Here is a 23,765-nt window from a genome sequence, read left to right on the forward strand (position 1 = left end):
TTGTGATGCTATGCGACTACTGCGGTAGCTTATGCTTAGAATTCCAGGGCGCGCGCATTCCTGGTGCGAGGCATCACAGACCAATCAGCGGTATTATCTAGAGGCAGTTACCTGTTAATCGTCGAAGCTGCGTCAGATCCACGCTTCTATGTCGTCATCTGTCCTTTTGAAGATAAGATTGCGGCAGATCAAACGTTGGACATAATACTGTACGGCATGGAGTGCGATACCCGGTACTTGCGCGTGTCCCTAAATTATAAATCCTCCTTCTACCTCGATTTCTTTAATCTTCTCAAACGACTTCCCTTCCCTTTCCTTCATCACTAGATTAGACGCCGTCCAGGATGGATCATAGTAAGCCACATCGATCAACTTCCGACTTCTTACTCAGATATTCCGGTAGCTAACCCTGAATAGTCACAAGCTACCACGGTGCTATAGCTTCAGCGTTCGCAACAACGGTATAAGAATTCTGCAACTAGTACTCCATAGGTTTGTCGCATCATTGGAATTTCTTGCGTCTAATAAATTGTTGATCCAGCGCGTAACAATCATCTATGTGACTTTGGCCATGGAACTGGACAATAGACTGCACGAGCTGTATCGTTTACTTCTTTGATATTAATAAGAGATCACCTGTATCGCATCTCGACTATGAGATCCGTATGTTTGGCTCCGATTACCTAATCTTTGGCCCTAATACTGGAACCTCTTGGAATATACACCAGAAGGCCCAGCAATAATATGACCGCGCACTTGAACATGAAAATGTTTGCAAGCAGACTGAAGACTATCAATGGCTCGTTGATCTCGGGCTTGAGGTTCTGATCTGCCAAAAACTTTGTTTTGTATAAGGACTACGGATATTGCGTTTAGCTCAAGAATCCTCTTCACAATCTCTCTCGGGTAAATCTTTACATAGTCGACTGTACCGCTTGCGCTCTTCTCAATAGTGATCATACGATTATCACCATCCAAATAGAGGACATGAGCCTCCTCCTTTACCTGCGTATGAGTTACGGTGCGACAGTATTCAACAAGTACTTCCCAAGATGAAAGTATATTAAGAGAGGAAATTGACGAATATGGAATATAGCTGACGAATCTCTTTACTAAGAGAATCCGTCGATATATCTCTAACGTAATACCATCTGTATTGAGCATATCCTCCCTACTAGCGCTTAGTATGCTCCTTAAATTAATGAACCTATTGAGTAATATCTCGGTGATCTCATGCTTATTAATACAGTTTGAGGGCAGGTCGTCGAAAAGAGATTCAAGAAGCTCTCGCTCGGGGTTGGAGCTTAGTAGACATGGACTGCACATGCTCCTTTGAATTTGGCACCCTGAGCATGAACGTGGCCGCCTATACGATCTCAATTCCAAAAGCGACGTACAAAAATTATTATCAGTGTTTTGATTTTTCGAAACTACTTTTGCATCAAGACAAATGTTATGAGTTGGCGATTGGATTGTCATATTTTAGATCAACTTCTTTGTGCTGGCAAAGCGTAGTATCTTACGTTCCGACATGAGGTTGGTGTTCTCGAAGTTCGATCTAGTCGCGTCTTGCTTAAGAGAAAGTAAACTTGAGAGCTGTTGTTCGAGGAATATCAGCTCTTACCCCAAGATCGGGGAAGGTAGGCCTCCTCACTCTGGAGCAAAAGGGTCACCTGCGCGTGTCAGAATCCCTATTTATAAGGTGGATGGCTCGAGGTTTGAGTTCGATTGTGGGCGGCTGAGCATCAAGTTCGAGACGCTGACCAAGCGACATCGAAATGCTTCAACATCACTTTGAAGTTCAGAAGTATCTCTTTCGCTCAACCTTACTTTGTTTACCGACTGCTACAACGTAGGAGCTTTTGAACGTCGCGCCTTGCCGACCTATTGCGCGTTACGCTCTCATATCAAGAGGCTAGGTTGGAAGCTCAGTAAGCTTATAGGTTGCCTCGCAACTCAAATTTTATCCCGTCTCTATCATAGCTCACGAGGGAGCTGCCCGAGAAATACGATCCGACAATCCTTTTAAGAATTGTTGAGCCGAAGCCCTCCGTGGTTGGGGGTTTAACTTCTGGACCATCCTGTTCGACCCACCGGAACATGAAAGCTCCCTCTTCATCGACGTCCCAAGCGATCCTTATGTGACCGACATTATTGGAAAGAGCGCCATATTTCGAGGCATTTGTCGCCAATTCGTGAAGTGCGAGCGTAAGACCCAGAACCTGATCGGACGTCATCGGGATCGATGGTCCGAAGAACTCAACTCGGCTCTGCTGAGGAACGTGTGGAGCGAGACTGGTCTCGATCACAGAAAGGATATCCGCAGTCTTCTCTTCCGCGCGGGTCAACACATCCTGAGCACCCGACAGCGCGCGAAGGCGAGCGTCGATCGCCTGCTGCGCCGCCGGCGTATCCGTTGTGTTCCGCAAGCTCTGCTTTACGATGATCTGCGCTATGGCGAGCATGTTCTTCATCCGATGCGCAATCTCGATTGCGAGAATATCCCGCTCCTTTTCGAAGCGGAGAACATCGATCGCAGCATAAGTCCGGTCAAACATCGCGCCAAGGAACGTCAGTTCTGCCTCGGACCACTCGCGCGTCTCAGTGTCGTTTACGAACAGAACCGCCTTGAGTTTGCCTTGCTCTATGAGAGGAAGGTTCACAAGTGATCTGATATCGATACTTGCGAGCGCCGAGGCATCTTCGACGCGCGGGTCCGCTTCCGCATCTGAAATGACAACCTCCTTTCCTTCGTGCAGCTCGGAGACGAAGCTTCCAAAATCACTGAATTTCAGTGTTCCAACGATACTGTTGCGCCTGCTGCTGTTCCAGTCGGCCTGGATATCGATTGTGTCACCATCTGCATCGACATAGCCGTGACCGACCCGCGAAGCGTAAAGCGTCTCACCGATAACGCGAGAGGCTAGCTCCGCGATTTCCGCCGCGTCATCAATGTCCCGAACCTTTTCCGCGAACTCCAGCCGGGCCTCTTTCATCCGGAGATGCTCCTGCTGTTCAGTAACATCAACGACGATACCGGTCAGGCGTTCGGGGTCTCCATTCTCTTTCAGATGGACGCGGCCCTGGAAATGGATCCAACGCGGCCGTGTTTGATCGCTGATCACTCGATAAATGACATCGCTGTCCTGAGCATCTTTGAGCGTCGCCCGAAGAACAGCACGCGCGTCTTCCCGATCTTCCTCGACAATGCCGTCGAAGAAGACGTCCGTTGTCGTGCCGCCTTCTGCCGCATCGATATCGACAGAATGCATGCGGGCGCAGACATGATCCGTAATGATCAAGTCATTCTGCAGATCGATATCGAAGACCCCGACGGTTCCTGATCGTTGCATCGCAAGAGTGGCTCTGTCCTGAAGCCGCGCCATGCGTTGGTCCGCTTCACGTTCTACCATGCGATCGCGGAAGATCTTTACGAATCCTTCGATCCTCTTGGGATCCTGAATCGCATCTCCGTCAAGATCGGTCCCGTCGAGGAATGGCATCATAAGGCCGCTTCCCCAAAACTTCTCACCGTCCTTAGGAACATGCCATCGCACGTCCTCGGCACGGCCATCTTCGATAGCGCGTCTCATCTCAGTTTCCGGGCGATCCTTATCGACATCGTCGGCTGTGAAAAAAACATCCGCCGACCGGCCGACGATTTCATCCTCGGTCCAACCGAGAATGCGCTCCGCGCCCTCGTTCCAGCTGGTCACGATCCCATCCGCATCGAGGGTCACAACAGCATGATCAACGATCGATCTCAGAATAGTCCGGTTCAGCGCAGCAATCTTCTCCATAATGTCCGTTGGCCTTATTTCACTGACGCGGCCGCACCTATCCTCGCGGCCTTGGTTCCAAATCGAACGTTGCTAAATACCATATACAGTTGGTTAGTTGTGCAGGGTCGGGACCTTATCTCACCCGGGCTGCGTTAGCTGAATAATGATTAAGCTGCGAAATCACCACCCACCTGTGCATCCGAGCTCTTTGCGCGGTACAAACGCTACTGAAGTTCTCCATGCCACTGACGGGCCTGCACTTTCTCTTGGTCGAAAACGAGCCCCTTATCGGCCTCGACGTCGTGATGATGTTGGAAGGCGCCGGAGCGACGGTGCAAGGACCAATTATCTCGGCGCATGAGGCGATGGAAGCCGTCGTATCAGCGTCAAGCGAAAGAGCGTGGGACATGGCGATCATGGATTATCAATTAGGCGAGGAGACTTGCGAGCCAGCGGCGCGACCGCTTTGCAGCAAGCATATTCCGGTCGTCTTTCATACAGGGAGCTCGTTGAGAGCTGCAGCGCTCTCAAAAGAGCTTTCCATTCCCATCGTGGCCAAGCCTGCATCTGAAGCGGATTTCACTCTCGCGATAGAATCCTATCATACTAAAGGTTAGCTAGAGTTCCAGTAGTTAGCCATTCCTCTATCTGCATCATTAGCTCGCCACGTAGCCTCTCTAGGTGAACCCTACTAAGCATTTGCGCATCGCACATTAATTATGTGCCACATAATCTTCTACTTGGCTATTTATCAGATAAAGCTAGGTAACATCATGTTATCCAGATATTATCAACTATAATAGATAATTTACCGGCGAGAATATTAATAGCCATAGTATGGCTAGATACTAAGATCAAGATGTTTCAATTTAGTAGAACGGCATTAGTCGCACTTTCTACTATTCACTAGATTTTCTTTACGCGTAGGTAGATAAAATAGATTGCATTGCTTATGTGTAAATGATCATCTGGAGTGTCCCCTCAGAGCTCCATGATCATAAATTTTTTCCAGTTTTGAGTTGATAAGTTTAGTGGATGACCTGCATCATCATGTAACGGTATACAATTGAGATCTTAACAATGTGTTAAGAGAACTAGACAACCATCATCTGATAAACGCTAGAAAATTCCCCACGATAGACAAGATGTTAACATAAGCTATGCCTAACTTGCGATTGGTAGCGGGGAAGAGTTGAGTGTGAGTTCTGAAGATAGGTATGTTGAGATGTATGAAGAGTATGATAGAGGTGCGGATACAGATCGTATGGCATGCGATGGAAGACCCGCATCCCATCAGGTAAGCGTTCAATCAGCACCTAAGGACCAGAAGTTAGAAGCATACTGTAGTGCTTACGATGCTCTTGTACTTCTCAGACGAACGACGCGCACCTCGGATAGGCCGTGTGTCTGCCTTCTGATAGACGGGATGCTAAATGACCTTGAAAAACAGATAGAAAATCGGGTCGATATTCTTCATCGATCCGCTTCAGAGAGCGAGACGACGCCAATTTACTTTGATTAACGTAGTGTTAAGATTTACCACATATGCTTGATTCTGGCTGAACTGTGGGGGTCTGAGATGGATAGGAGAGCCGATCAACAAGCGGAAGAGCTCTTACGGATGGAGCTCTTGATTGTAGCAAGAGACCTCAAACAAACACTTACATGGGCGAACTGCGCAAGCGCTGAGGATCATTTCAAAGCTCATATCCCAAGCATTCTTGCACGGCTAGATCAAATTGAACTTACGGCAAAGAGTTTATGTGAAGACAGCGAGCTAACTCAGACTAGATCGCAGCTAGCAGACGCTGTTGTTGATGTCTAGGATACTCCGAATAAAGAGTGCATCTCAATTTATGTATGTTGATCATTTGAAATACTGCTTTGCTCTTTATTTAGAAAATCTAACCGACTACGAGTGATGACTTGGGTTATTATAGATTGCCTCCTTGCGAAGTGCATATTAATCTCTTTGATTAGGTTAGTATCTACATCAGTCGCCACTGGTGACTGACTATTGTCCCTAGCTACATTATTCCTCACACCGATCTCCCTTCAGATTACCTAAATTTGCATAGCTTAGTTAAGAATATATGAATCAATATTTTCTCCTAGGGACAAAATTCTCCCAGACGGTTTACTATTAGCTAGTTCATGCTCTTTCAATGTCCACCCTACAGCTCCGATACGTTTTTCCTCCACGCATCCGGTAGGTAACCGAACCGTTCTACTGCCCACTCATACTGAGGAGCTAAAAACTTCGCCGCTCGTTTCCTATTCACATCGCTCAACTCAACACGTACCCCCTCATGAACCGGCCTCTGCCTAGTCGGTTGGTCAGGCAATCTCAAAAATCGACAAACTGAGCCAAGACCAGGTCCAGCCCAAATGTCTTCTATAAAAGCAGTCATCTGTCGATCTTCTGGTACGGCGCGCTCCAACCTTTCAGAAATCGTTGAGTAATCCCCGCGTTTAAGAATATGCGTCTCCTTCTCACTTGTGATAATTCTATCTAATATGCGCTCCGCCTTTATTGGAATTTCTTCTCCTGGCTGACGCTGCCGAACAGCTTGCATCCGAACGTGACTCCACAACCTCTCAACTGGATCACGAACTAAAAAAAGGACGCGGCTGGTGCTATAAGAGGCAACCATTCGCTGCATAGTTGGGACATCGAGAAGGCCATAGTTAGGAGTGATATCGGCGACAAGCCTTGCCTCCCCAATATCCTTCATTAAGTACTCTTTATACGCCCTATCATCCTCGCGATTGGACTTCAAAACATCTTTCAAGCCAAAAGCATCAGAGATTTGGCGTTGTAGATTAGATGCGCGCCAATTTTGTCCAGCAACTAAAGCTTGGCCTCGAAGTTTAGTGAACGTCTCGATTCGACGCTCCTGCACTTCAATCTGCTTCTCGCATAGTTCAACTTCGAACGTATCCCAGTAATGAAGTTCTTTTAAAGATTTAAGTCCCGTATCATGTCTATCGTGGAGATACCTATAGAACCATGATGTTCCGGCCTTTGTAGCCCCGACACCGTAAAGAACGTCAACACCGCCCACCTAAATAAATCCGTACTGTTGGATTGAAACTTTACCCATACAGATACTCCTCACAGAAGATATAGATAATCTCTAAAACCCGATAGTCCACCATCACTTTGAAGCACCATCAATTCAACTTCACCTGCTCTGCAACTGACGTAAGCTACGATGAAGCTTATCAAGGCATCTGCGGATAGTGCGTATTCCGTAGAACTTTTGAGCAGGCCTAAGCATGCAAAAGCTCTACTTGAGGTATAGTATCAAAATTAAAGATCTTGACAACTAATAGTGGGAGCATCGAGACCTAGAGGATCTGAACAGTGGACGGCTGTAATCATCCAGGACCGACGATCCTTAGTCGAAAACTGTGTGTATTCGGGTTGCGGATCCTGCCGAACTGTCTCGAATGTTCAAGAAATCTTGTAAGACAAGGCCTAAAGAGCACTTGTACACACGGGCGACTCTAGGGACTCCTAATCTGTATGCAGTAAGCCGTTCACATGCCAACGCAGATCCGGATGCCCAAGAGTTCATGCAAGGATATACGGCAGTCGAGGAGTTGAATTGCGCGGTGACAGATCAGGCGCCCCTGATAACCTCCACCTGTCTCCCACCACCTAGATGTCTTGCTCGAGCTCAAGGACTCAAGGACTCAAGAGTAAGGCCGAGGCGTAAAAGCTTGTGTTATCGTAGCACACTGGCCTCGCGGGTAAATAAATCATCCATCACTGGGAGAGCCGTTTTCAGGAAAAGATGAAAACTAGCCAGTTCTCAATAGTGTTTGGCCTAACTATGCTTGTAATACCAATAACGCTGTAGGAAGCTGCTATGAATAAGCCGGAGAAATTAGAAAGACTAGCGCAACTGGAGAAAGTGTTATGTGATTATATTGAGCGCTTTGGTGCGACCGAAGCCGCTATGAAATACTTTATCAATGTAGAGAGTGCAGATACCTGTAAGTAATACTAGCAATATAATATCTAGCTATAGTCACAAAATAGCGTGAGAGCCGCACATACACGTAAACTTTGTTCTACGGTCATTATAAGAAATTTTTTTGGCGAGATTAGGTGTTAAAGCTTAGTATATCGATTAGGCGATTTCCCTCCTCAAATTATCACTTCGGCCTTTAGCATAGATCGTGATGGCCCTATTCGAGCTATTTTCTAAGTATAAATCAAGCAGAAGATGTAACATAGAGCCTTATAGATTTCGCCTTCTTATTTCCCTCTTGATAGTTTATTTTGATAGATAAAAATAGATCTACATTATTACGGGCAATCCTTTTCACGTTAATGTATGCTATCTTAAAAGCTCGCGGGGTTGATAAAGTTTGGGCCGAAGTATTTTGCGCAACACCTGCTATACCTAAGTATTCTTTATTATACTTCTGCTTGTATGGGGCCGATACCATTTTTCATCAAAATAACTCCTTCCATGACCCCGTACTTGCACTCTGTTTACATTTTTTAGGTCTCCGCCAATCGCCTCAGTCGACCCAGCTAAGATGGCGCCGGGCGATCTCCTCGATCCGGGCCTGTTGCTCTCGGCGGGAGAGGTCGCGCTCCCTAGCCAGTTTGCCTACCTCGATAAGAGCTTTTATGACATCGCGCATTTTGTCGGGCGGCAGGAGGTTCTGGCCGCGTATATGGTCGTGGCCTGCGGCTTTGAAGGTGCGGTGGATGCGCTTGAGCAACTCGCGTTGGGTCAGGGCCTTGTAGATCATGATCTTGGAAGCCGCCTCCGCCGGCTTCCATTGCAGGCGGGGCGGAAGGCCATAATCGAGGTGGGTTGCCATGGAGAAGGCATCTCCCCGCTCCGATGTCGGAGGGCTCTTCTTGCGCGCTTTTTCTGCGCGATGTCTCTGCTTCTCTTCCAAAGCGACGGTCATCAGCAGCGCTTCTCGCTCCTTCAGAAGGGTCTGCATGGCATGATGTTCCTGCAGAGAGCATGGACCGACGAGCCGAACGCCCACTCCGAGAGTGATCTCGATATCCTCCGGATGCGGGAATATCAGCGGGTCTTCTCCATGGGCCTCGCGATGCTCTGCGAAGAGCCGCGCGAGCTGTGCCTTCTCTCGCGCCCAGAGGGCAATCTCCTCATCGATTTGGGCCTGCCGCGCAGCTTCTGCTTGGTTCAAGCGGTCGAGGACATGACGCTGAGCATGGGGACTGCCGGAGATCGCGCTCGCAATGGTCTTCTTAACGACGGCCTCTGCGGCCGTGATCCGCTCCGTCCCGCCCTGTCTCTTGACGCTGACCTCTTGCGCCGTGGCATCGAGCACCTGCTTGTCCAGCGAGGTCATCTTCTTTGTCTCGGGGGCTTTGGGTGGCCGCGACTTGCTCATAGCACCGCCTCCAGCTGGGCCGTGTCCACGAGATCGGCGAACCGCTCGCCGGTCGCGGCATTGACCGCCGCCAGACCCGCCGTGCTTTCGGCCCGGCGCAGGATCGTGTCGCAATAAAGCGGATCGTATTCGAGAAGGCGGGCGCGGCGCCCGCAGCTCTCCGCAGCCATGAGCGTGCTGCCAGAGCCGCCAAAAGGATCGAGGATGCTCTCGCCGCGCCGGCTGCAATCCTGAATGGCGTCCCGGATCATCTCGACCGGCTTGACTGTCGGATGCATCTCGAGCTCCGCATCCCGCCGCTCGCCCAGAACGTTCGCGCCCGCATAGTCCCAGACATTTGTCCGGTATCGCCCGGTCTCGCCCAGCCCGAAGCTGTTCACATGAGCGGCCGTCCCGATCTTATAGACGAAGACCAGCTCGTGCTTGGAGCGATAGAACGTCCCCATCCCGGCATTGGTCTTGTTCCAGATGCAGAGGTTCTTCAGCTCGGCGAAGACACCGCGGCCGGCCTCCATCAGCTCAGCCATATGCCGCCAATCCATGCAGACGAAAGCGATCGCGCCATCCCTGGCCGCTGCGGCTGCATGCCCCAGAGTCGTGCTTAAGAACTCCGTGAACTCCGCGCTCGACATCTCCCCGGAGGCGCAGGCGAACTCGCGATGCACCTGTTTGCCAAGGCCGCTGACATGCCCGTCGATGGCGACATTATAGGGTGGATCGGTGAAGATCAGATCGGCGCGATCTTCCGCCATCACGCGCGCGAGATCCTCGCTTTTGCGCGCATCCCCGCAGAGCAGGCGATGAGGCCCGAGGATCCAGAGATCTCCGGGCTGCGTGACGGCCGGTCCCAGAGAGCGGGCAGGATGGATCTCGCTCGGTGGGGTGTCGCCTCCGGCGTCCTCCAGGGTCAGATCGATCTCTGCCAGCGAGAACCCGGTCAGCTCAAGATCGAAGTCGAGATCGATGAGCCCCTGGAGCTCGATCGCCAGCAGATCGCGGTCCCAGCCCGCAAGCTCGGCCAGCTTGTTGTCCGCGAGGATATAGGCCCGCCGCTGCGCCTCACTCAAATGAGAAAGCTCCAGGACCGGCACGCGATCCAGGCCCAAGGACTTTGCCGCTGCCACCCGCCCGTGACCGGCGATGATCTCGCCCGTGCCGGTGACAAGAACAGGGTTGGTAAACCCGAACTGCTCGATGCTCCGCGCAATCTGCTTGATCTGCTTCGAGGAATGAGTCCGCGCATTGCGCGCATAGGGGCTGAGGTCCTCTGGCGATCGATACTCGATCTTCAAAGAGGCTGAAGGGAATGACGAAAGGGGGCTCATTGTAGTCTCCAGTGGGTGAGGTCGTGGCGTGTACCTTGAGAGCTAACGGTTGTGCCATGGGGCTGTCGCTGTGAAAAAGTTTGGAAAACAGCCGCCCGGCCTCAAGGGGGCTCCTTCTTGAGAGCGGTCGCGACGAAGGCACCTCTCAACGGCGATTGAAGACCCCTTGAAGAGCCCTTGAGGAGATTTGCCTATTCAAAGCTCAACTCACGGCTGCGGCTCTACGATTTGGTTCAAGAGGGAGGGTTTGGACCCTGAGAGAGATGACTTGAGCCTGAACCGCTCAAGACAGCGTATTTGCTTGCCGGTCAGACTGCGAGGAGCGCGGCCCGGATCGGCGTAACTTGAGCGATCTAGGCTTAGCCCATCTCACTCCAGAAAGACTGTTTCGTCGGTCGTGGTTCGAAGTGCCAGCGCCCCAAAACCGACCTCGCAAACATCCATTGCGGCCTCAGGGCCTGACATTTACTCATCCGTTTGGTCTTTGGAGCAACCTCATCCGACATGAAAATGCTCTGCGCCGATATCACTGCACTGCCGTCCGACAAAACGACAATCCGAACTGACAAAACGACAATTGGGACCAACATAACTGCAATCTGCATCGACAAATCTGACAAGCTTTCCGCATAGATCGGACGAGATCCCGGGCGTCCGTATTGGTCAGATCATCCTATCCCTTTGGTTTTACGCTGTTTCCCTCACGAACGCCCCTCAAAAAGCAGAGACTGGTTCGCAAGAAATAAAATCCTCAGCCAGGCCCCACTCTCTCACCGGCCTTCTCTCTTTACCCGGGCCATTGCGTCGAGATTTCAGCGCCTTGGCAGTGAGGCTCTGTGGATGAGACTTGGCTTGGAGCTAATGGCTCAGCGAACTTGGCCGGGCGTCTCGGTTCGACGCTTGCGCGGTCCGAATTTGCGGATATCCGGGTGGGTGCAGTCTAGAGGTCGGCGAACTTCTGGATCTGGTTTGCCCAGACAGGCGGGACACCGGTTTTGATCAGGTAATCCGTAGTCAGTCCCGCCGGTTGCGCGCCGGTCGCGATCGCCTCGAGGACGCTCGGAGCCAGCAGAGCCAGATCAATGACATCCTGCACCCGGCGCCGGGAGGTGTTTTCAGCCCCGGCGATCTCCGCGACGCTTTGCCCTGCAATGATCCTCTTCAGCCAGCTTTTTGCTGTGACGACATTTCGGACCAGAGTCAGATCAACCGCTTTAGTCTCCTCGCCCAGATGCAGCTTCACCTCGACACCACGCCGTCGCATCTGAAACGGAGAGGAAATCTGCAAGCCGTCCGACTGAAGATCCTCGCACGCGCATCCGGCCAGAGCCGCGATGCTTTCCCGCCGGAGCTCTATGATCAGCGCTCCCGGTCGCAGATCGACCCGCTCGATCCATGCGAGCCTCCCGGCACCGGGCATAGATTGCGCAAACTTCTCCGACGCGCTCGCCAACCGCGCAGCGGATTGATCCCGGAGCAGCAGAGCGGCGGTCCGTGGGGAGGACAGATGCGCGTCGATCAGATCAACCAGTACGCGCTCCAAAGGTTCGGCGGGTAGTCTCCAGCCGTCAGGATGATCTTTGCTTCGGCCTGTTATTAATCGATGCGAGACATAATACCGGGATCGACGCCCCTTTCGCGTCGAATGGCTCGGCGTCAACCGGTCCCCGGTCTCATCGAAGAGCTTACCGATTAGAGGAGAGGGTGCAGTCTTGCGCGCGCCGCCCCGCGCCTTCCCCGCCTGATCCTGCAGCTTGCGCTGAACGTCTTCCCAAACCACGGGCGCGATGATTGCAGGATGCAGGCCGTCGTAGATCCGGCCCTTATGGCGGATCCGCCCGACGTAAACAGGATTGCGCAGGATGTGATAGAGATGACCGCGCGAAAAGGGCAAACCGCCCACGGCTCGACCATCGGCCCGCTCCCGCACTCGCGATCTAAGCCCGAGCGCCGCCGCCTGCAGCCGTGTCTCGCGAAGACATCCGTGTTGCTGGTAGAGTTTGTAGAGCATTCGCACCGTTGCGGCTTCTGTCTCATCGATCTTCAGGCTTCGACCTTCTGCCTGATACCCAAGCGGAACCAGCCCTCCCATCCAGAGCCCCTTCTGCTTGGAGGCCGCGATCTTGTCGCGGATCCGCTCGGCCGTCACCTCCCGCTCGAACTGGGCGAAGCTCAGAAGGACATTGAGTGTGAGCCGCCCCATACTGGTGCCGGTATTGAAGGATTGCGTCACCGACACGAACGAGGCCTCGGCGGCATCCAGCGTCTCCACCAGCTTGGCGAAGTCCGCCAGAGAGCGGGTCAACCGGTCGATCTTGTAGACGACGATCTGGTCGATCCGCCGCGCCTCGACCTCCTGCATCAGCCGCCGAAGCGCAGGCCGATCGAGATGGCCTCCCGAGATCCCGCCATCCTCGTAGCGATCCGGGCAGAGGATCCAGCCCTCATGCGTCTGGCTGGCGATGTAGGCCTCGCAGGCTTCCCTCTGCGCATCCAGGGAGTTGAAGTCCTGCTCCAGACCGCTCTCGGAGCTCTTGCGCGTATATATTGCGCAGCGGATCCGGCGCATCACACCAGTCCGAAGAATCGGGGGCCGGACCAATGCGCTCCCGTGATATGCCTGGCCAGAGCCGAGAGCGACCGCCAGCGTTGGCCGTCCATCAGATAGCCGTCCGCCGTGACTTCAACCTGATAGGTGCGCCCGTTCCACTCTCGCACGAGATGGGATCCGGGCTTTATTAGATTGGCTCCGGCCTTGCTACGACCCAGACGGGTCAGCTGCTGCTCTGTCTGGGTGGAAAGCCCGCCAAGCGCCTTGGTCTGACGCTCCCAGATCAGCACCTTACGCAGGAATGGCAGCGACAGGTGTTTGGGAGGCGGCCTTCCGAAGGCCACGCCCCATCGTGCTAGGCAGTCGGCCCGAGGGGCCTGCGCAAGCTCGCTCAAATCTGCCTTTAGCCTCTCTGCGCATTGCTGCGTCATGGCTTCGATCCCTCGGTCACGATCCGATAGACCGGACCGGCTTCGGTGCGGGTTCGCTCCACCCTGTGACCAGCCTTTCGCTGCGCCGAAATCGCCGCACGGGCCGTATGCGGCTGCCACCCGAACGCGGTCTGGATCTGGGCGATCGAAGCGCCGGACTTGCGGCTCAGCAGCTTGGTCAGCTGCCCCCTCCGGCTCAGCTTGCTCTTCGATCGAGGCTTGGCAGCTTGGGTCGGGGATGCAGGATCAGCTTGGGTCATTGTCGTCTCCGCTCTGGCGACGCGAGACCATCCCGCGCCCGGTACCGAGTAGAGCCCGGCGATCCAGGCCGGGCGACAACACCGGCAGTACTGCGTGGTTCGAACACGAAGTCCAGTGCAAAGGGAGGGAGGGGCGGGAACCGGACATTCGCTGCGCTGCAGCTCAAGAGCATAAGCTGTCTTGACAGCGGACCTTCGAGCGATCGAGGTCGGCAGAGTTTGAGTGAAAAAAAAGGCAGTGGCATTTCGTTTGCGATCAATTCTAGCCCCGCGGCGTGACCTTTGAATGAGCTTGAACTGTTTAGAGATTTAAGGATCTGAGGCTGCGGAATCGGGCGTGTTGTGCCACGGGAAGGGGACCCGCGGCCGTCGAATATTTGTCTGAACAAACTTCTGTCCGGAATAATTATCATCTCTTTCACCAACTAAATCGCGGACTAAGCCGATAAGGTCAGGCAAAGATGAATGTTGGGGTCGCCAACCGAGTGTCCGCAGCCTTTGTGCATTTGCGACGATTGAAGCAACGTCTCCTGGCCGTCTTGGTCGAATCAAACATGGAAGGCGCGCACCAATTTGATTTTCTGCTGCGGATACGATTTCGCGAACCGATATTCCATGACCAGCCCCGATATTCAGACGACTTTCGTTGTCCGCGCCACCTTTCGACGCCAACAGGATGGCAGAGCACAGGTCGCGGACGTGAATGAAGTCTCTTATGCAGGTTCCGTCGTGGGTATCATAGTCGTCGCCAAAAATCTCAAGATACGGTTGATCTCCGAAGGCAACACGGGAAACGGCTGCCAAGAGGTGCGGCGCAGCCCGATGTCCGGTTCTTGTTTCATTCAAGACTTGCCCGCCCGCGACGTTGAAGAAGCGCAACGAAATTGTCCGCAACTGTTCTGCCTGCGCAATGCCGGACAAGATCCATTCAGCGGCAAGTTTGCTGCGCCCGTAGGGGGAAACCGGGGTGGTTGGGCTATCTTCTGTAACTTCGCGCGTTGCCGGCACCCCATAAACAGCTGCGGTGGATGCATATATCAGCCGACTGACGCCTTCTACGAGGCAAGCGGTCGCGACGACCCGCGTTCCATTCACATTGGTGTCGTAGTATTTCATCGGCATTTCGATGGATTCTGACACACTTGTACGTGCTGCAAGGTGAACGACGGTCTTCACTTGAAGTGAGCGTAGGATCCCGCGCAATGCGGTCCCATCTGAAATACAGGCACGAAAAAACGGGATATCCTGTGGTAGACTGTCGTGGCTTCCGTTTGAGAGATCATCAACGACGGCACAAGATTGCCCTGTGTCGATGCAGGCCTGTACAAGATGGCGACCAATGTATCCTGCCCCTCCGGTAATAAGGATCACTTCGCACCTCCTGAAAAGCGGGCATGCAGAGTCGATTGCTCCGGTTTGACTCCCGCAACAACTCTGGCAAGTGCGGCATGGTTGGCGCGCAGAACAGGAATGTCGACGCCTGCCAATTCCGCGTTCTGGAGCGCGCGTTCGTAGTTTTCGGCCAAGGCGGCGACCTCTGGAAAGCCGAGCGTTCCACTGCTACCCTTGATCTTGTGGGTAGCAGCGCGAAGCCTGGAGAGCGCATCCCCGCCAGTCATCGCCGCGTCGAAACCGAACTCGATCACCTCAAATTCTTTGCGCAGCGTAGAACAATGACGCTCTACTAGAGCCAGCATTTGCGCGTTCAAAATGATCACCTCTGCATAAATGCAATCTTTAACTCTTATCGAATCAACCGTTAAAATATCGCAAAGATAAATAGTTACGGTTATTTAAGGGTTGCTTGATTATATGCCCCGAACGCAACCGGAGGCCGGACGCTTGGTGCAGACCTCATCTTATCTTGCTGTTGAAGACCCGGGCCTGCCACTACAGGCGCGTCGCGTTTTGCTTGTTGAAGACAGTTCAGTGACAACCGACTTGGTTACGCTGGTCCTGACGCAGGCTGGTCATTCTGTAACCTGTGCGGCAGATGGAACAGCCGCTTTGGCCGCGCTTCGGGCCAATGAATTCGACGTTGTTCTGACGGATTTCCACCTTCCTGATATTAACGGGACCGAAGTTGTTCGTCGGTTTCGAGATGCAAGCCTGGGCGCTGAAATGCCCGTCTTCATCGCGATTACAGGCGATGTCCGGGGTCTGTTAAATGACGCGCATAACTGCGAAATATTCGATAAGGTCGTGCCGAAACCGCTTGATATCGATGCAGTGTGTGAGCTTGTTGAGTTCCCGCCGCAGCGGATGTCTAATCCATCCCCTGTCAACGCAGAGAACATAAAAGCCGTTGATGCAGCGGATCTACCGTTTTCCTGGTTTCATTGGCCGCCCCGTGCGCCGAATGCGATTGATTCCGGTATCTCGGACGCAGACGCTATCCTTGTCACACGGGCGACAGATCTGGATGCCCTCTGGGAAATTCCAGGTGCTAACCTGCTTCCCATTGCCGACCAATCAGGTACGCTTGGCGTGTCCGCTGACGTAGATCTCACATCTCCTGGCCCGGAAGAAATTCAGAAGCTTGGCGAAGTTATCGAGGCGTTTCATCTGCGCAGAGACGATATTGACATTGATCTCCGTGAGTCGTCTGACGAGGCTGAACGGCTTCTGGGACGCATGCACGTTACTGGCGGGGCTTTAACCCCGAAGCGCGACGGGCGACGGGCGTCGATGATGGCATGGAATTCGCTCGTCCCAGACCGCATGCTGGACTCTCTTCTAACACAGCTTGAAGCAGATTCGCTTGTAGAACGGGCATTTTTTGAACGGGTTCACTGTTGTCCGGTATGTGACTCTGCCCGACTTATTGCCAGAGAAGAGTGTCCGTCTTGCCAGTCCGCGCAATTGTCGGAAGAAAGCTATATTCACCATTTCAGGTGTGCGCACCAGGCCCCCGAAAGCGAATTCATAGAAGGTGACGAACTGATCTGCCCGAAGTGCCGGCGCAGGTTGACTCACTTCGGACAGGATTACGATCGTCCGGGCCAAATGGTGGTTTGCAAATCCTGCCAGACAGCCACTTCGGAACCTAGCGTTAGTTTTGCCTGCGCGGACTGTGACAAGATTTTCGCCACTGATCGTGCCGTCGTGCTCGACGTATCCTCGGCCCGATTGACGGATCGCGGGCTTTCAATGCTGCGGATGGGGCGCAGTGGGCTGTCCCGGGGTCGGACGATGTTCAGGTTTTCTGACCTGCCAATTGATATGATTGTCGGTCTCAATCGCGCCGCAAATCTATGGAATGAAGATCACACACCGTTCGTGCTTGCGCGTATCAGCCACGCAAATCTGTTCGAATTGCGCGATACCGAAGGTCTTCGTCAAGTGTCGGAGGCGCGGCGGTTATGGCTTTCGTTTTTGCGTATGGCTTTGGATCAGAAGTATATTTGTTCCGCGGGTCGGAATGATGATTATGTACTATTGACCAATATGACCTCTGTTTCGGCTGAGACTTTGTTGGGCGAGGCTTGCATTTCTGCGGCTCGCGATATTCGCCTGCAGCTTGACAGCGAAATAAAGGTTTTTGGCCCTGATGATCTGGCCAAATAATGGAACAATTTGCGCTCGCGATTGACTATTTGTTCGCGCAAAGCTGGGCAAGTCTACTCGCGCTCTACTGGTTCGTGATTGTATTCGAATTGCCACGCTACGGGCTGCTTTTCGGAACGATGGTCCTGCTCCCAGCACGTAAACCTGGTCCCGAATATAAGGGGCGCGTCAGTGTCATGCTCGCCGGTCATTGCGAAGAAGAAGCGATTGAACGTTGTGTTCAGGCACTGCATGAACAAAGCAGACCGCCCGACCAGATCGTAGTGGTGAGTGACGGATCAGACGACGCGATGCGATCTATCATCAGGCGGATGCAGGTGCAGGGTCTGATCGATCTGGCCCACGCGACGGATTTGCGGTCGGGTAAATCCGCCGGGGTCAACCTTGCCGCAGGAAGCTGCACCGGCGATGTCCTCGTGAATGTCGATGCCGATTGTTCATTTGATCGCCATGCCATCCGTGAGATTGCGCGCCCCTTTCACGATCCAGCGGTAGGCGCAGTCTGCGGGTGTATTCGAACACGCAATGTAAATCGAAGTCTTATCACACGATTTCAGGCGATAGAGTATCTCGTTTCGATCTCTTTGGGGCGCTATGCCGCTGACCGCATTGAACAGGTCACCTGTGTGTCCGGCGCATTTGGTGCCTTTCGTCGTGATGCCTTCTTGAACGCAGGTGGCCTGGATGCCGGTGGAGGAGAAGATTTTGATCTCACCATGCGGATGCGTCAGCAAAATTGGTCGGTGCGTTTTGCAATCGGGGCAATTTGCTACACGGACGTCCCGGAGACGTGGCGCACGTTTGTTCGGCAAAGGTTTCGCTGGGAACGCGACGCAGTGCGGTTGCGCTATCGCAAACATGCAGCGCAAATGAATCCGTTTTCACATGCGTTTAGACTTTCAGAATTGACCGGAGAAATTGAGTTTCTGCTCTTCAATGTCATCGCGGCAATTGCGTTGCCATTCTACCTCATCTGGCTGTTTGAGATTTATGGAACGATGGCGATCACCATTCTGCTCGCTGCACAAATCGGCCTCCTCTTGATAGATACGCTTGTTTTTGTGGCCGCCATATCCGTTGCCAAAGGAAGTAAGTCAGGATGGCTTTTACTCTACCTCCCCGGATACGGCGTATTTGGGGGCCTTGTCATGCGGTTTGTACGCGTCGCGGCATACCTTCAGGAGTGGCTGTTTTACGCGTCCTATAAGGATACCTATGTGCCGTCCAAAGTGCACAAGGTCAGGGAGTGATGAGATGATTACACGTCTCAAGTGCCGCCCGCGTACTGACAGCCACCGCAACGAAATCCGAGTTCATCGATGGTCTTGGGATCGCACGATTTACCTCGTGGTTCTCGGTGGTTTTTTTGCCATGCTTCTGAATTACCTTGCAGGGGATCGTCTTATTTTGCGGGCCGATGGGCTGGTATTGCGCGATCGGATCGTCGTGGCCGCCACCTCTTTGGTCAGCGTCACCGAAGTGCAGGCGCAACCCGGCCAATGGGTTGAAGCAGGCGACATCCTGCTGCGTGCTGAATCGACCACTGTGCTTGATCGTTTGGCAGACCTCGCCCTTCGGCGTGCAGAACTCGATGAACGGCTCGCAAAGTTGATTGGCGAAGCCGCCTTGGCTCAAGCCCTTGCCCCCCTTGCACGGGAGCGTCTTGAGACGCTTGAAGCCGACACTCTCTGGATGATCGGTTCAGACAATGACCGATTGGTCAACGCTGCGCGCCGAGCTGAAATCGAAGATCGGTTGCATGCTGCCCGCACAGAACTGCGTCGGCTCGAAACGCGCGACACCGGGCTTAATCACGAGATTGCTGCGGTGCGCACCGCCGCTGAACATGCCGATGCGGATATTGCCCGCCTCAGGTCGCACTACAACGGCGGTGTCCGCCGGGCACCGCGCGAAGGTGTCGTGGGGTCCGCAGTGCCGGCTGAAGGTGAGGTGTTTCGCCCCGGCGAACCGATTACATCGCTACTTTCAGGCGGACAGTATGTTTTGGCATACCTTCCAAGGCATTATCTTTTTTCAATCGCTCCGGGTGAGCCTGTTCGGGTGATGAACGGTTCCGCATCCGTGATTGGAAAAATTGATGCCATCCTTCCTGTGTCTGCTGCGATCCCGGATGAGTTTCACAACAGCTTTCGCGCTCGCGAACGCAAACAATTGGCGCGGATCGCGCTGCCGCAGGATAGCCCGTTTCCCATTCATTCAACCGTTCGCATCCGGTCGGACTTTGACCTTAGGGGGCGCCTTTCGGCGCTGATCAGCCAAGTCGGGGCTTTACGGGCTGACGACCAGATGGCGTCGGTAACCAAAACAGAACAGTTGAGGAGCCCGAAATGAAAGAGACATTGATGACGATGGTCGAGAGCGGCTCGGTCATGTTGCTTCCGGTGCTCATTATCGCGTTGATCCACGATAGATTGGAGAGGCGACCTATCATTCTTGGCGCTCTAATTGGTCTAATCTTTGCTGCGATCGGAGCCATTGTGATGGATAACGCAGTGGAAGTTATCCCGGGTATTCGGACGGACCCGCGCGCTGCGGTGATTGTTCTTGCCTTTCTGACCGGCGGTCCGATTAGCGGCATCATTGCCACGATCACGCTTGCCACAATCAGGTATGAGCAAGGCGGAATGGGGGCAACGCCGGGAATCATTTATATTGTCGGCACCGCAGTTGCGATGCTGGCCTATCGCGCGTGGCTTGATCGCACTGCGCGCCAAATCGGTGTCCGACAGGTCGTGCAAGCCGCAATCATCGCAGCATTTTTACCTACGTTCTTACTCATGTTCGTAAGCGCAGCGCCTTGGAAGGTATTCCTCATATCGAACGGGTTGGCGATGCCAACAAATTTCATCGCAGTGATCATGGTTGGCATTCTTCTCGTTCGTTACCGCGAACGCGACATAGCGATTGCGGCGAATGTCGAAAAACAGGCCCAAATGAATGCGATTGCTGACAACTCTCCGACCATGATCTTTCAGGGCGTGACGGATCCGTCGGGTGCCTTTCGACTGACATTCGTTTCACATGCCGCCTGTCGTCTACTTGGCCTGACACCACATGAATTAACTGACCAGAGCCGCACCTTTGAAGAAGTTCTTTCGGACGAGTCCGGTCAGCTCAAAGACGCCTTTTGCAAACCTGAAGAGGCCGCTTCAATCGAATTCCAGTTCGAACATGCCGATGGCTCGCGCTGGTTGCGCCTTGATGCGAGCGCACGCAAAGACGTTAGGCAACATCTGGTATGGGATGGTACGATCATCGATATTTCCGCTCAGCGTGCTGCGGAGGAGATGAAAGACAATTTCATCTCGGTGATCAGTCATGAATTGCGCACGCCACTCACGTCGATCAGGGGGTCACTGGGGCTTGCGCTCTCAGTATTGGAGAAGCCGAAGGCGCTGGAGGCTAAGAAGCTAAAGAATATGCTTCAGATAGCAAACAGAAACGCCGAACGATTGGCGCGCTTGGTCAACGAGATTCTGGACAGTCAAAAGCTACGCTCCGGACAGATGGATTTTACGATTACGCAATCCGAAGTGTCGCCGATCGTCAGAGACGCCATCTCAGAGGTTGAAGGGTTTGCGCCCGAAAAGGGGATCGATCTAGTGTATGAGGATCGTACCCATGGTGCAAGCATTATGGTCGACTCGGGCCGCTTGCGATTGGTTCTGCAAAACCTGCTTTCAAATGCCTACAAATTCTCGAAGCCAAAAAGCGATATCCGCGTAATCGCCAATCTCCACAATCAAGAGCTTCTCATCTCAGTGCGAGATAAAGGTTCTGGAATTCCCGAAGAGTTTCAACCCCACGTTTTTGAAAGATTTCGGCAGGCACAGGGCGCGCACAATCGAAACTCAGCTGGCACTGGATTGGGATTAAGTATTGCGCGTTCATTGGTCGAGGGAATGGGCGGACGTATCTGGTTTGAAACCGCAGAAGACGTGGGTACAACATTCCATGTTTCTTTCCCGGCAGAGAGTAAGCCAAGTGCGTTGAAAAAATCCACAAGACCATCTGCAAATCTAGCGCTTCCGCATCTACTGTATGTAGAGGACGATTTGTCTCTTCAGGAAATCATCGCCATCCGCGTTGGCAATTATGCTCGCGTCTCGGCCGCGGCAACCTTGGCCGACGCTATCGAAATATTTGAGCAGGAAGACATTGCCGCAGTTCTGCTTGATCTAGATCTGCCTGATGGGATGGCGCTGGATTTTATGAATGGTGTACCGCAAGAGGTGCCGATAATCGTTTTTTCAGCCTTTGAAATCGACCCATCCGACATCCATCGTGAGGTAATCGTCATGACCAAATCACGCGTGCCCGAAGCCGAAGTCGCCAAAGCTGTGTTGAATGCGCTGAATGTCACTCCAGATTGCGATGCTGCTTGAAACAGAGGAGGGCTTTGCCGTGAAAGTTCTACATGTCGACGACGAAAACGATATCCGCGAGATCGTTGCACTTGCCCTTGAGATGGATGGCGACTGGGAGGTCGCGACTGCTACTTCGGGAGCTGAGGCGCTTGATCTGATGGCGTCAGATAGGCCAGAGATCATCTTGCTGGATGTGATGATGCCAAGCATGTCTGGCCCGGAATTGAAAAAGCAGATGGACTGCGACCCTGACCTCAGAGGAATCCCTGTGATTTTCATGACCGCCGCCGCGCAAGAACAGACCAGAGCAGAACTCCTGGCGCTGAACGCATTGGGGGTTATTGAGAAGCCATTCGATCCAATGGCGTTGGGCGCAAACCTGAATGCGATGCTTGGATCGCGACGATAATAGTGCGCTGCCGCGAAGGACGCAACAATGAACCTGAGGGATTTGCTTCATCACATGGAATAGGGTTGGCCATATCGGCTATCGCCGAACATCTAATGTTAATAAAGCAATCGGCAAACTTAGCATATGACAGGCTGAAAGCCTTTATCCTCGTTGAGGTGGGTCAAGATTGACTTTCGGTTTACAGTAGATGCGCACAACTATCATGTCGTAAGCCAATACATTGCGGGCAATCGACCGAGCAATTCTGTTAGCAACGCCGTCCCGCAAACTGCGAACTCGCGCCCCCTCTCGATTTCGCTTTCAAAGCCAATGCCTGCTTTTCAAATCGCAACCGCAGCATCCAGATTGAGTGGCCAACGGCAGCAATGGGCCGTCCGCGAAGACGACCCTAAAGTCGCTAGATTTCAATGGCCTCGGCGATTGCTAGAGCGTCCTCAAGTTCGACGCCCAGGTACCGGACTGTGCTGTCCATCTTGGTATGACCGAGCAGAAGCTGAACCGCCCGCAAGTTGCCGGTCTTTTTGTAGATCTGGGTCACCTTTGTTCGCCTCATCGAATGCGTGCCATATGCGCTCGCTTCTAGACCGATCGACGTGACCCAATCGCGGACGATCCGCGCATACTGGCGTGTCGAGATGTGCAGGCGCTCGTGGAACCGACCCGGCCATAGGAACTCCGACCCGACCATGAGCTCATCTTCCATCCACTTTTCGACAGAGGCGCGTGTGCCTTCGGATATCTCAAATCGCACAGGTTTCTGAGTCTTGCTTTGTAGCACCGATGCCCGTTCCTTGATCTGACCTGATGCCATCACATCGACGACTTTCATCTTCACCAGGTCACAGCCGCGCAGCTTGCTGTCGATGGCCATATTGAAGAGTGCAAGGTCTCGATGGTTCTCGGCCAGTTCAAGTCGAACCCGGATCGCCCAGACATGTTTTGGTTTCAGTGGTCGTTTTTGCCCGACGATGCGGCCCTTGTTCCAAGCCGGGCGAAGCGCACGAATAGCCGGTAAGTTTGGTGTTTCCATGACTGATCCTCCGATCCGCCATGCCCTCCCACAACGACAACCCGACGTTGACGATGCCACCATATCACAGGATGCTGCGTCGCATCCGAGGTCGGCTGTGAGCCCAAAGCTGCCATCCACCCAGGGTTCCAGATACTGCAACGCAGCTTCCGCAAGCTGTCATTCGATTTTCTTGCATCTCAACCGAAGAACCGGCCCTTTTGAAGAGCCGGTTCTGAGGGCTAAAACGCCGGATCACCGTTCATGATCAACTTTATGAGCCAGATCAGAAACGCAAACCAACGACGGTTTTTCGCCTTTACAGGGTATCTCATCCCTGTGTCCTTCAACTCGACTAGGCGGTCGAGTCATAGAAGGCAGGTCGGCTCTAGCCTGCCGGTGGTAAAGCCTCACCCTGTCCACTGGGGTGGTCCCGAGCTTTTATCTTCGGGGTGAGGATTGGAGACCCACGGTGGCCTTGTTAAAAGTACTTGGGCATTGAAGATCTGAAATTCAAGCTTCCAGCGCATGCTTGCGGACGGCCCTTACCGGAAGTTCGTCGGACCCCCAGATGCCGCGATGCAGCTTTCCTCAAGCGTCGTTCGCTGCGCCTGCGGATTGATAAATGCCTGAGCGCCCAAAGTGC

Annotated in this window: 18 protein-coding genes; 7 read left to right on the forward strand and 11 right to left on the reverse strand. The window is 53.2% G+C overall.

Features of this window, described 5'->3' with window-relative positions; translation table 11 throughout:
- Nucleotides 1–696 precede the first annotated feature (696 nt).
- Both AAD018_RS09910 and AAD018_RS09915 read right to left on the reverse strand, forming a co-directional pair.
- Entirely contained in the window at nt 697–1,479 is a 783-nt protein-coding gene (locus tag AAD018_RS09910) for a JAB domain-containing protein (protein ID WP_412005243.1), read from the reverse strand.
- A 458-nt stretch (nt 1,480–1,937) separates the two neighbouring features.
- Nucleotides 1,938–3,800, reverse strand: a complete 1,863-nt coding sequence (locus tag AAD018_RS09915) for an HWE histidine kinase domain-containing protein (RefSeq protein WP_367316241.1) — start codon at nt 3,798–3,800, stop codon at nt 1,938–1,940.
- A gap of 221 nt (nt 3,801–4,021) precedes the next feature.
- Between AAD018_RS09915 and AAD018_RS09920 the strand changes: the two genes are divergently transcribed.
- Complete coding sequence (locus AAD018_RS09920) at nt 4,022–4,399, forward strand: response regulator (RefSeq protein WP_367316240.1); 378 nt, start codon at nt 4,022–4,024, stop codon at nt 4,397–4,399.
- Nucleotides 4,400–5,956: 1,557 nt separating this feature from the next.
- On the opposite strand, the gene AAD018_RS09925 is transcribed toward AAD018_RS09920, so the two are convergent.
- Nucleotides 5,957–6,847 carry a sulfotransferase family protein gene (locus AAD018_RS09925; RefSeq protein ID WP_367316239.1) on the reverse strand — a complete coding sequence of 297 codons (891 nt, stop codon included), beginning with the start codon at nt 6,845–6,847 and terminating at the stop codon, nt 5,957–5,959.
- Between the two features lie 810 nt (nt 6,848–7,657).
- On the opposite strand from AAD018_RS09925, the gene AAD018_RS09930 reads away from it, so the two are divergent.
- Entirely contained in the window at nt 7,658–7,792 is a 135-nt protein-coding gene (locus AAD018_RS09930) for a hypothetical protein (RefSeq protein WP_367316238.1), read from the forward strand.
- A 526-nt stretch (nt 7,793–8,318) separates the two neighbouring features.
- Here the strand turns inward: AAD018_RS09930 and AAD018_RS09935 are convergent.
- The 7 genes from AAD018_RS09935 to AAD018_RS09965 all read right to left on the reverse strand — a co-directional run bounded on the left by AAD018_RS09935 (nt 8,319) and on the right by AAD018_RS09965 (nt 15,461).
- Nucleotides 8,319–9,176, reverse strand: a complete 858-nt coding sequence (locus AAD018_RS09935; RefSeq protein ID WP_367316237.1) for a DUF5681 domain-containing protein — start codon at nt 9,174–9,176, stop codon at nt 8,319–8,321.
- Nucleotides 9,173–10,501 carry a site-specific DNA-methyltransferase gene (locus tag AAD018_RS09940; protein WP_367316236.1) on the reverse strand — a complete coding sequence of 443 codons (1,329 nt, stop codon included), beginning with the start codon at nt 10,499–10,501 and terminating at the stop codon, nt 9,173–9,175. Before AAD018_RS09940 ends, AAD018_RS09935 begins: the two co-directional genes overlap by 4 nt.
- 940 nt (nt 10,502–11,441) lie before the next feature.
- Nucleotides 11,442–13,070, reverse strand: coding sequence for a recombinase family protein (locus AAD018_RS09945; RefSeq protein WP_367316235.1), 1,629 nt, complete (start codon nt 13,068–13,070; stop codon nt 11,442–11,444).
- Nucleotides 13,070–13,483: a DUF2924 domain-containing protein gene (locus tag AAD018_RS09950; RefSeq protein WP_367316234.1), complete on the reverse strand. Its 414-nt coding sequence runs from the start codon at nt 13,481–13,483 to the stop codon at nt 13,070–13,072. Before AAD018_RS09950 ends, AAD018_RS09945 begins: the two co-directional genes overlap by 1 nt.
- Nucleotides 13,480–13,743 (reverse strand): DUF3489 domain-containing protein, encoded by a 264-nt coding sequence (locus AAD018_RS09955; RefSeq protein ID WP_367316233.1) that lies wholly within the window; start codon nt 13,741–13,743, stop codon nt 13,480–13,482. The genes AAD018_RS09950 and AAD018_RS09955 overlap by 4 nt, the downstream gene beginning before the upstream one ends.
- A 309-nt stretch (nt 13,744–14,052) precedes the next feature.
- The gene (gene galE / locus AAD018_RS09960; RefSeq protein WP_367316232.1) at nt 14,053–15,114 is read right to left on the reverse strand and encodes a UDP-glucose 4-epimerase GalE; all 1,062 of its coding nucleotides are present in this window, start codon (nt 15,112–15,114) and stop codon (nt 14,053–14,055) included.
- The gene (locus tag AAD018_RS09965; RefSeq protein WP_412005244.1) at nt 15,111–15,461 is read right to left on the reverse strand and encodes an Hpt domain-containing protein; all 351 of its coding nucleotides are present in this window, start codon (nt 15,459–15,461) and stop codon (nt 15,111–15,113) included. Before AAD018_RS09965 ends, galE begins: the two co-directional genes overlap by 4 nt.
- Before the next feature lie 94 nt (nt 15,462–15,555).
- Here AAD018_RS09965 and AAD018_RS09970 point away from each other — a divergent pair, with 94 nt between their 5' ends.
- The 5 genes from AAD018_RS09970 to AAD018_RS09990 are packed head-to-tail and all read left to right on the forward strand — an operon-like array spanning nt 15,556 to nt 22,107.
- Nucleotides 15,556–17,310 (forward strand): TackOD1 domain-containing metal-binding protein, encoded by a 1,755-nt coding sequence (locus AAD018_RS09970; RefSeq protein WP_412005245.1) that lies wholly within the window; start codon nt 15,556–15,558, stop codon nt 17,308–17,310.
- The gene (locus AAD018_RS09975; protein ID WP_367316230.1) at nt 17,310–18,560 is read left to right on the forward strand and encodes a glycosyltransferase family 2 protein; all 1,251 of its coding nucleotides are present in this window, start codon (nt 17,310–17,312) and stop codon (nt 18,558–18,560) included. Before AAD018_RS09970 ends, AAD018_RS09975 begins: the two co-directional genes overlap by 1 nt.
- A gap of 4 nt (nt 18,561–18,564) precedes the next feature.
- Nucleotides 18,565–19,662 carry an HlyD family secretion protein gene (locus AAD018_RS09980; protein WP_367316229.1) on the forward strand — a complete coding sequence of 366 codons (1,098 nt, stop codon included), beginning with the start codon at nt 18,565–18,567 and terminating at the stop codon, nt 19,660–19,662.
- Nucleotides 19,659–21,716, forward strand: coding sequence for a hybrid sensor histidine kinase/response regulator (locus AAD018_RS09985; protein ID WP_367316228.1), 2,058 nt, complete (start codon nt 19,659–19,661; stop codon nt 21,714–21,716). Before AAD018_RS09980 ends, AAD018_RS09985 begins: the two co-directional genes overlap by 4 nt.
- The gene (locus tag AAD018_RS09990; RefSeq protein WP_367316227.1) at nt 21,688–22,107 is read left to right on the forward strand and encodes a response regulator; all 420 of its coding nucleotides are present in this window, start codon (nt 21,688–21,690) and stop codon (nt 22,105–22,107) included. The genes AAD018_RS09985 and AAD018_RS09990 overlap by 29 nt, the downstream gene beginning before the upstream one ends.
- 400 nt (nt 22,108–22,507) lie before the next feature.
- Here the strand turns inward: AAD018_RS09990 and AAD018_RS09995 are convergent, their stop codons facing one another.
- Complete coding sequence (locus AAD018_RS09995) at nt 22,508–23,140, reverse strand: tyrosine-type recombinase/integrase (RefSeq protein ID WP_412005246.1); 633 nt, start codon at nt 23,138–23,140, stop codon at nt 22,508–22,510.
- Nucleotides 23,141–23,765 lie beyond the last annotated feature (625 nt).

It is taken from the genome of Aestuariibius insulae, assembly GCF_040783535.2.
GTDB classification, from domain to species: domain Bacteria; phylum Pseudomonadota; class Alphaproteobacteria; order Rhodobacterales; family Rhodobacteraceae; genus Aestuariibius; species Aestuariibius insulae.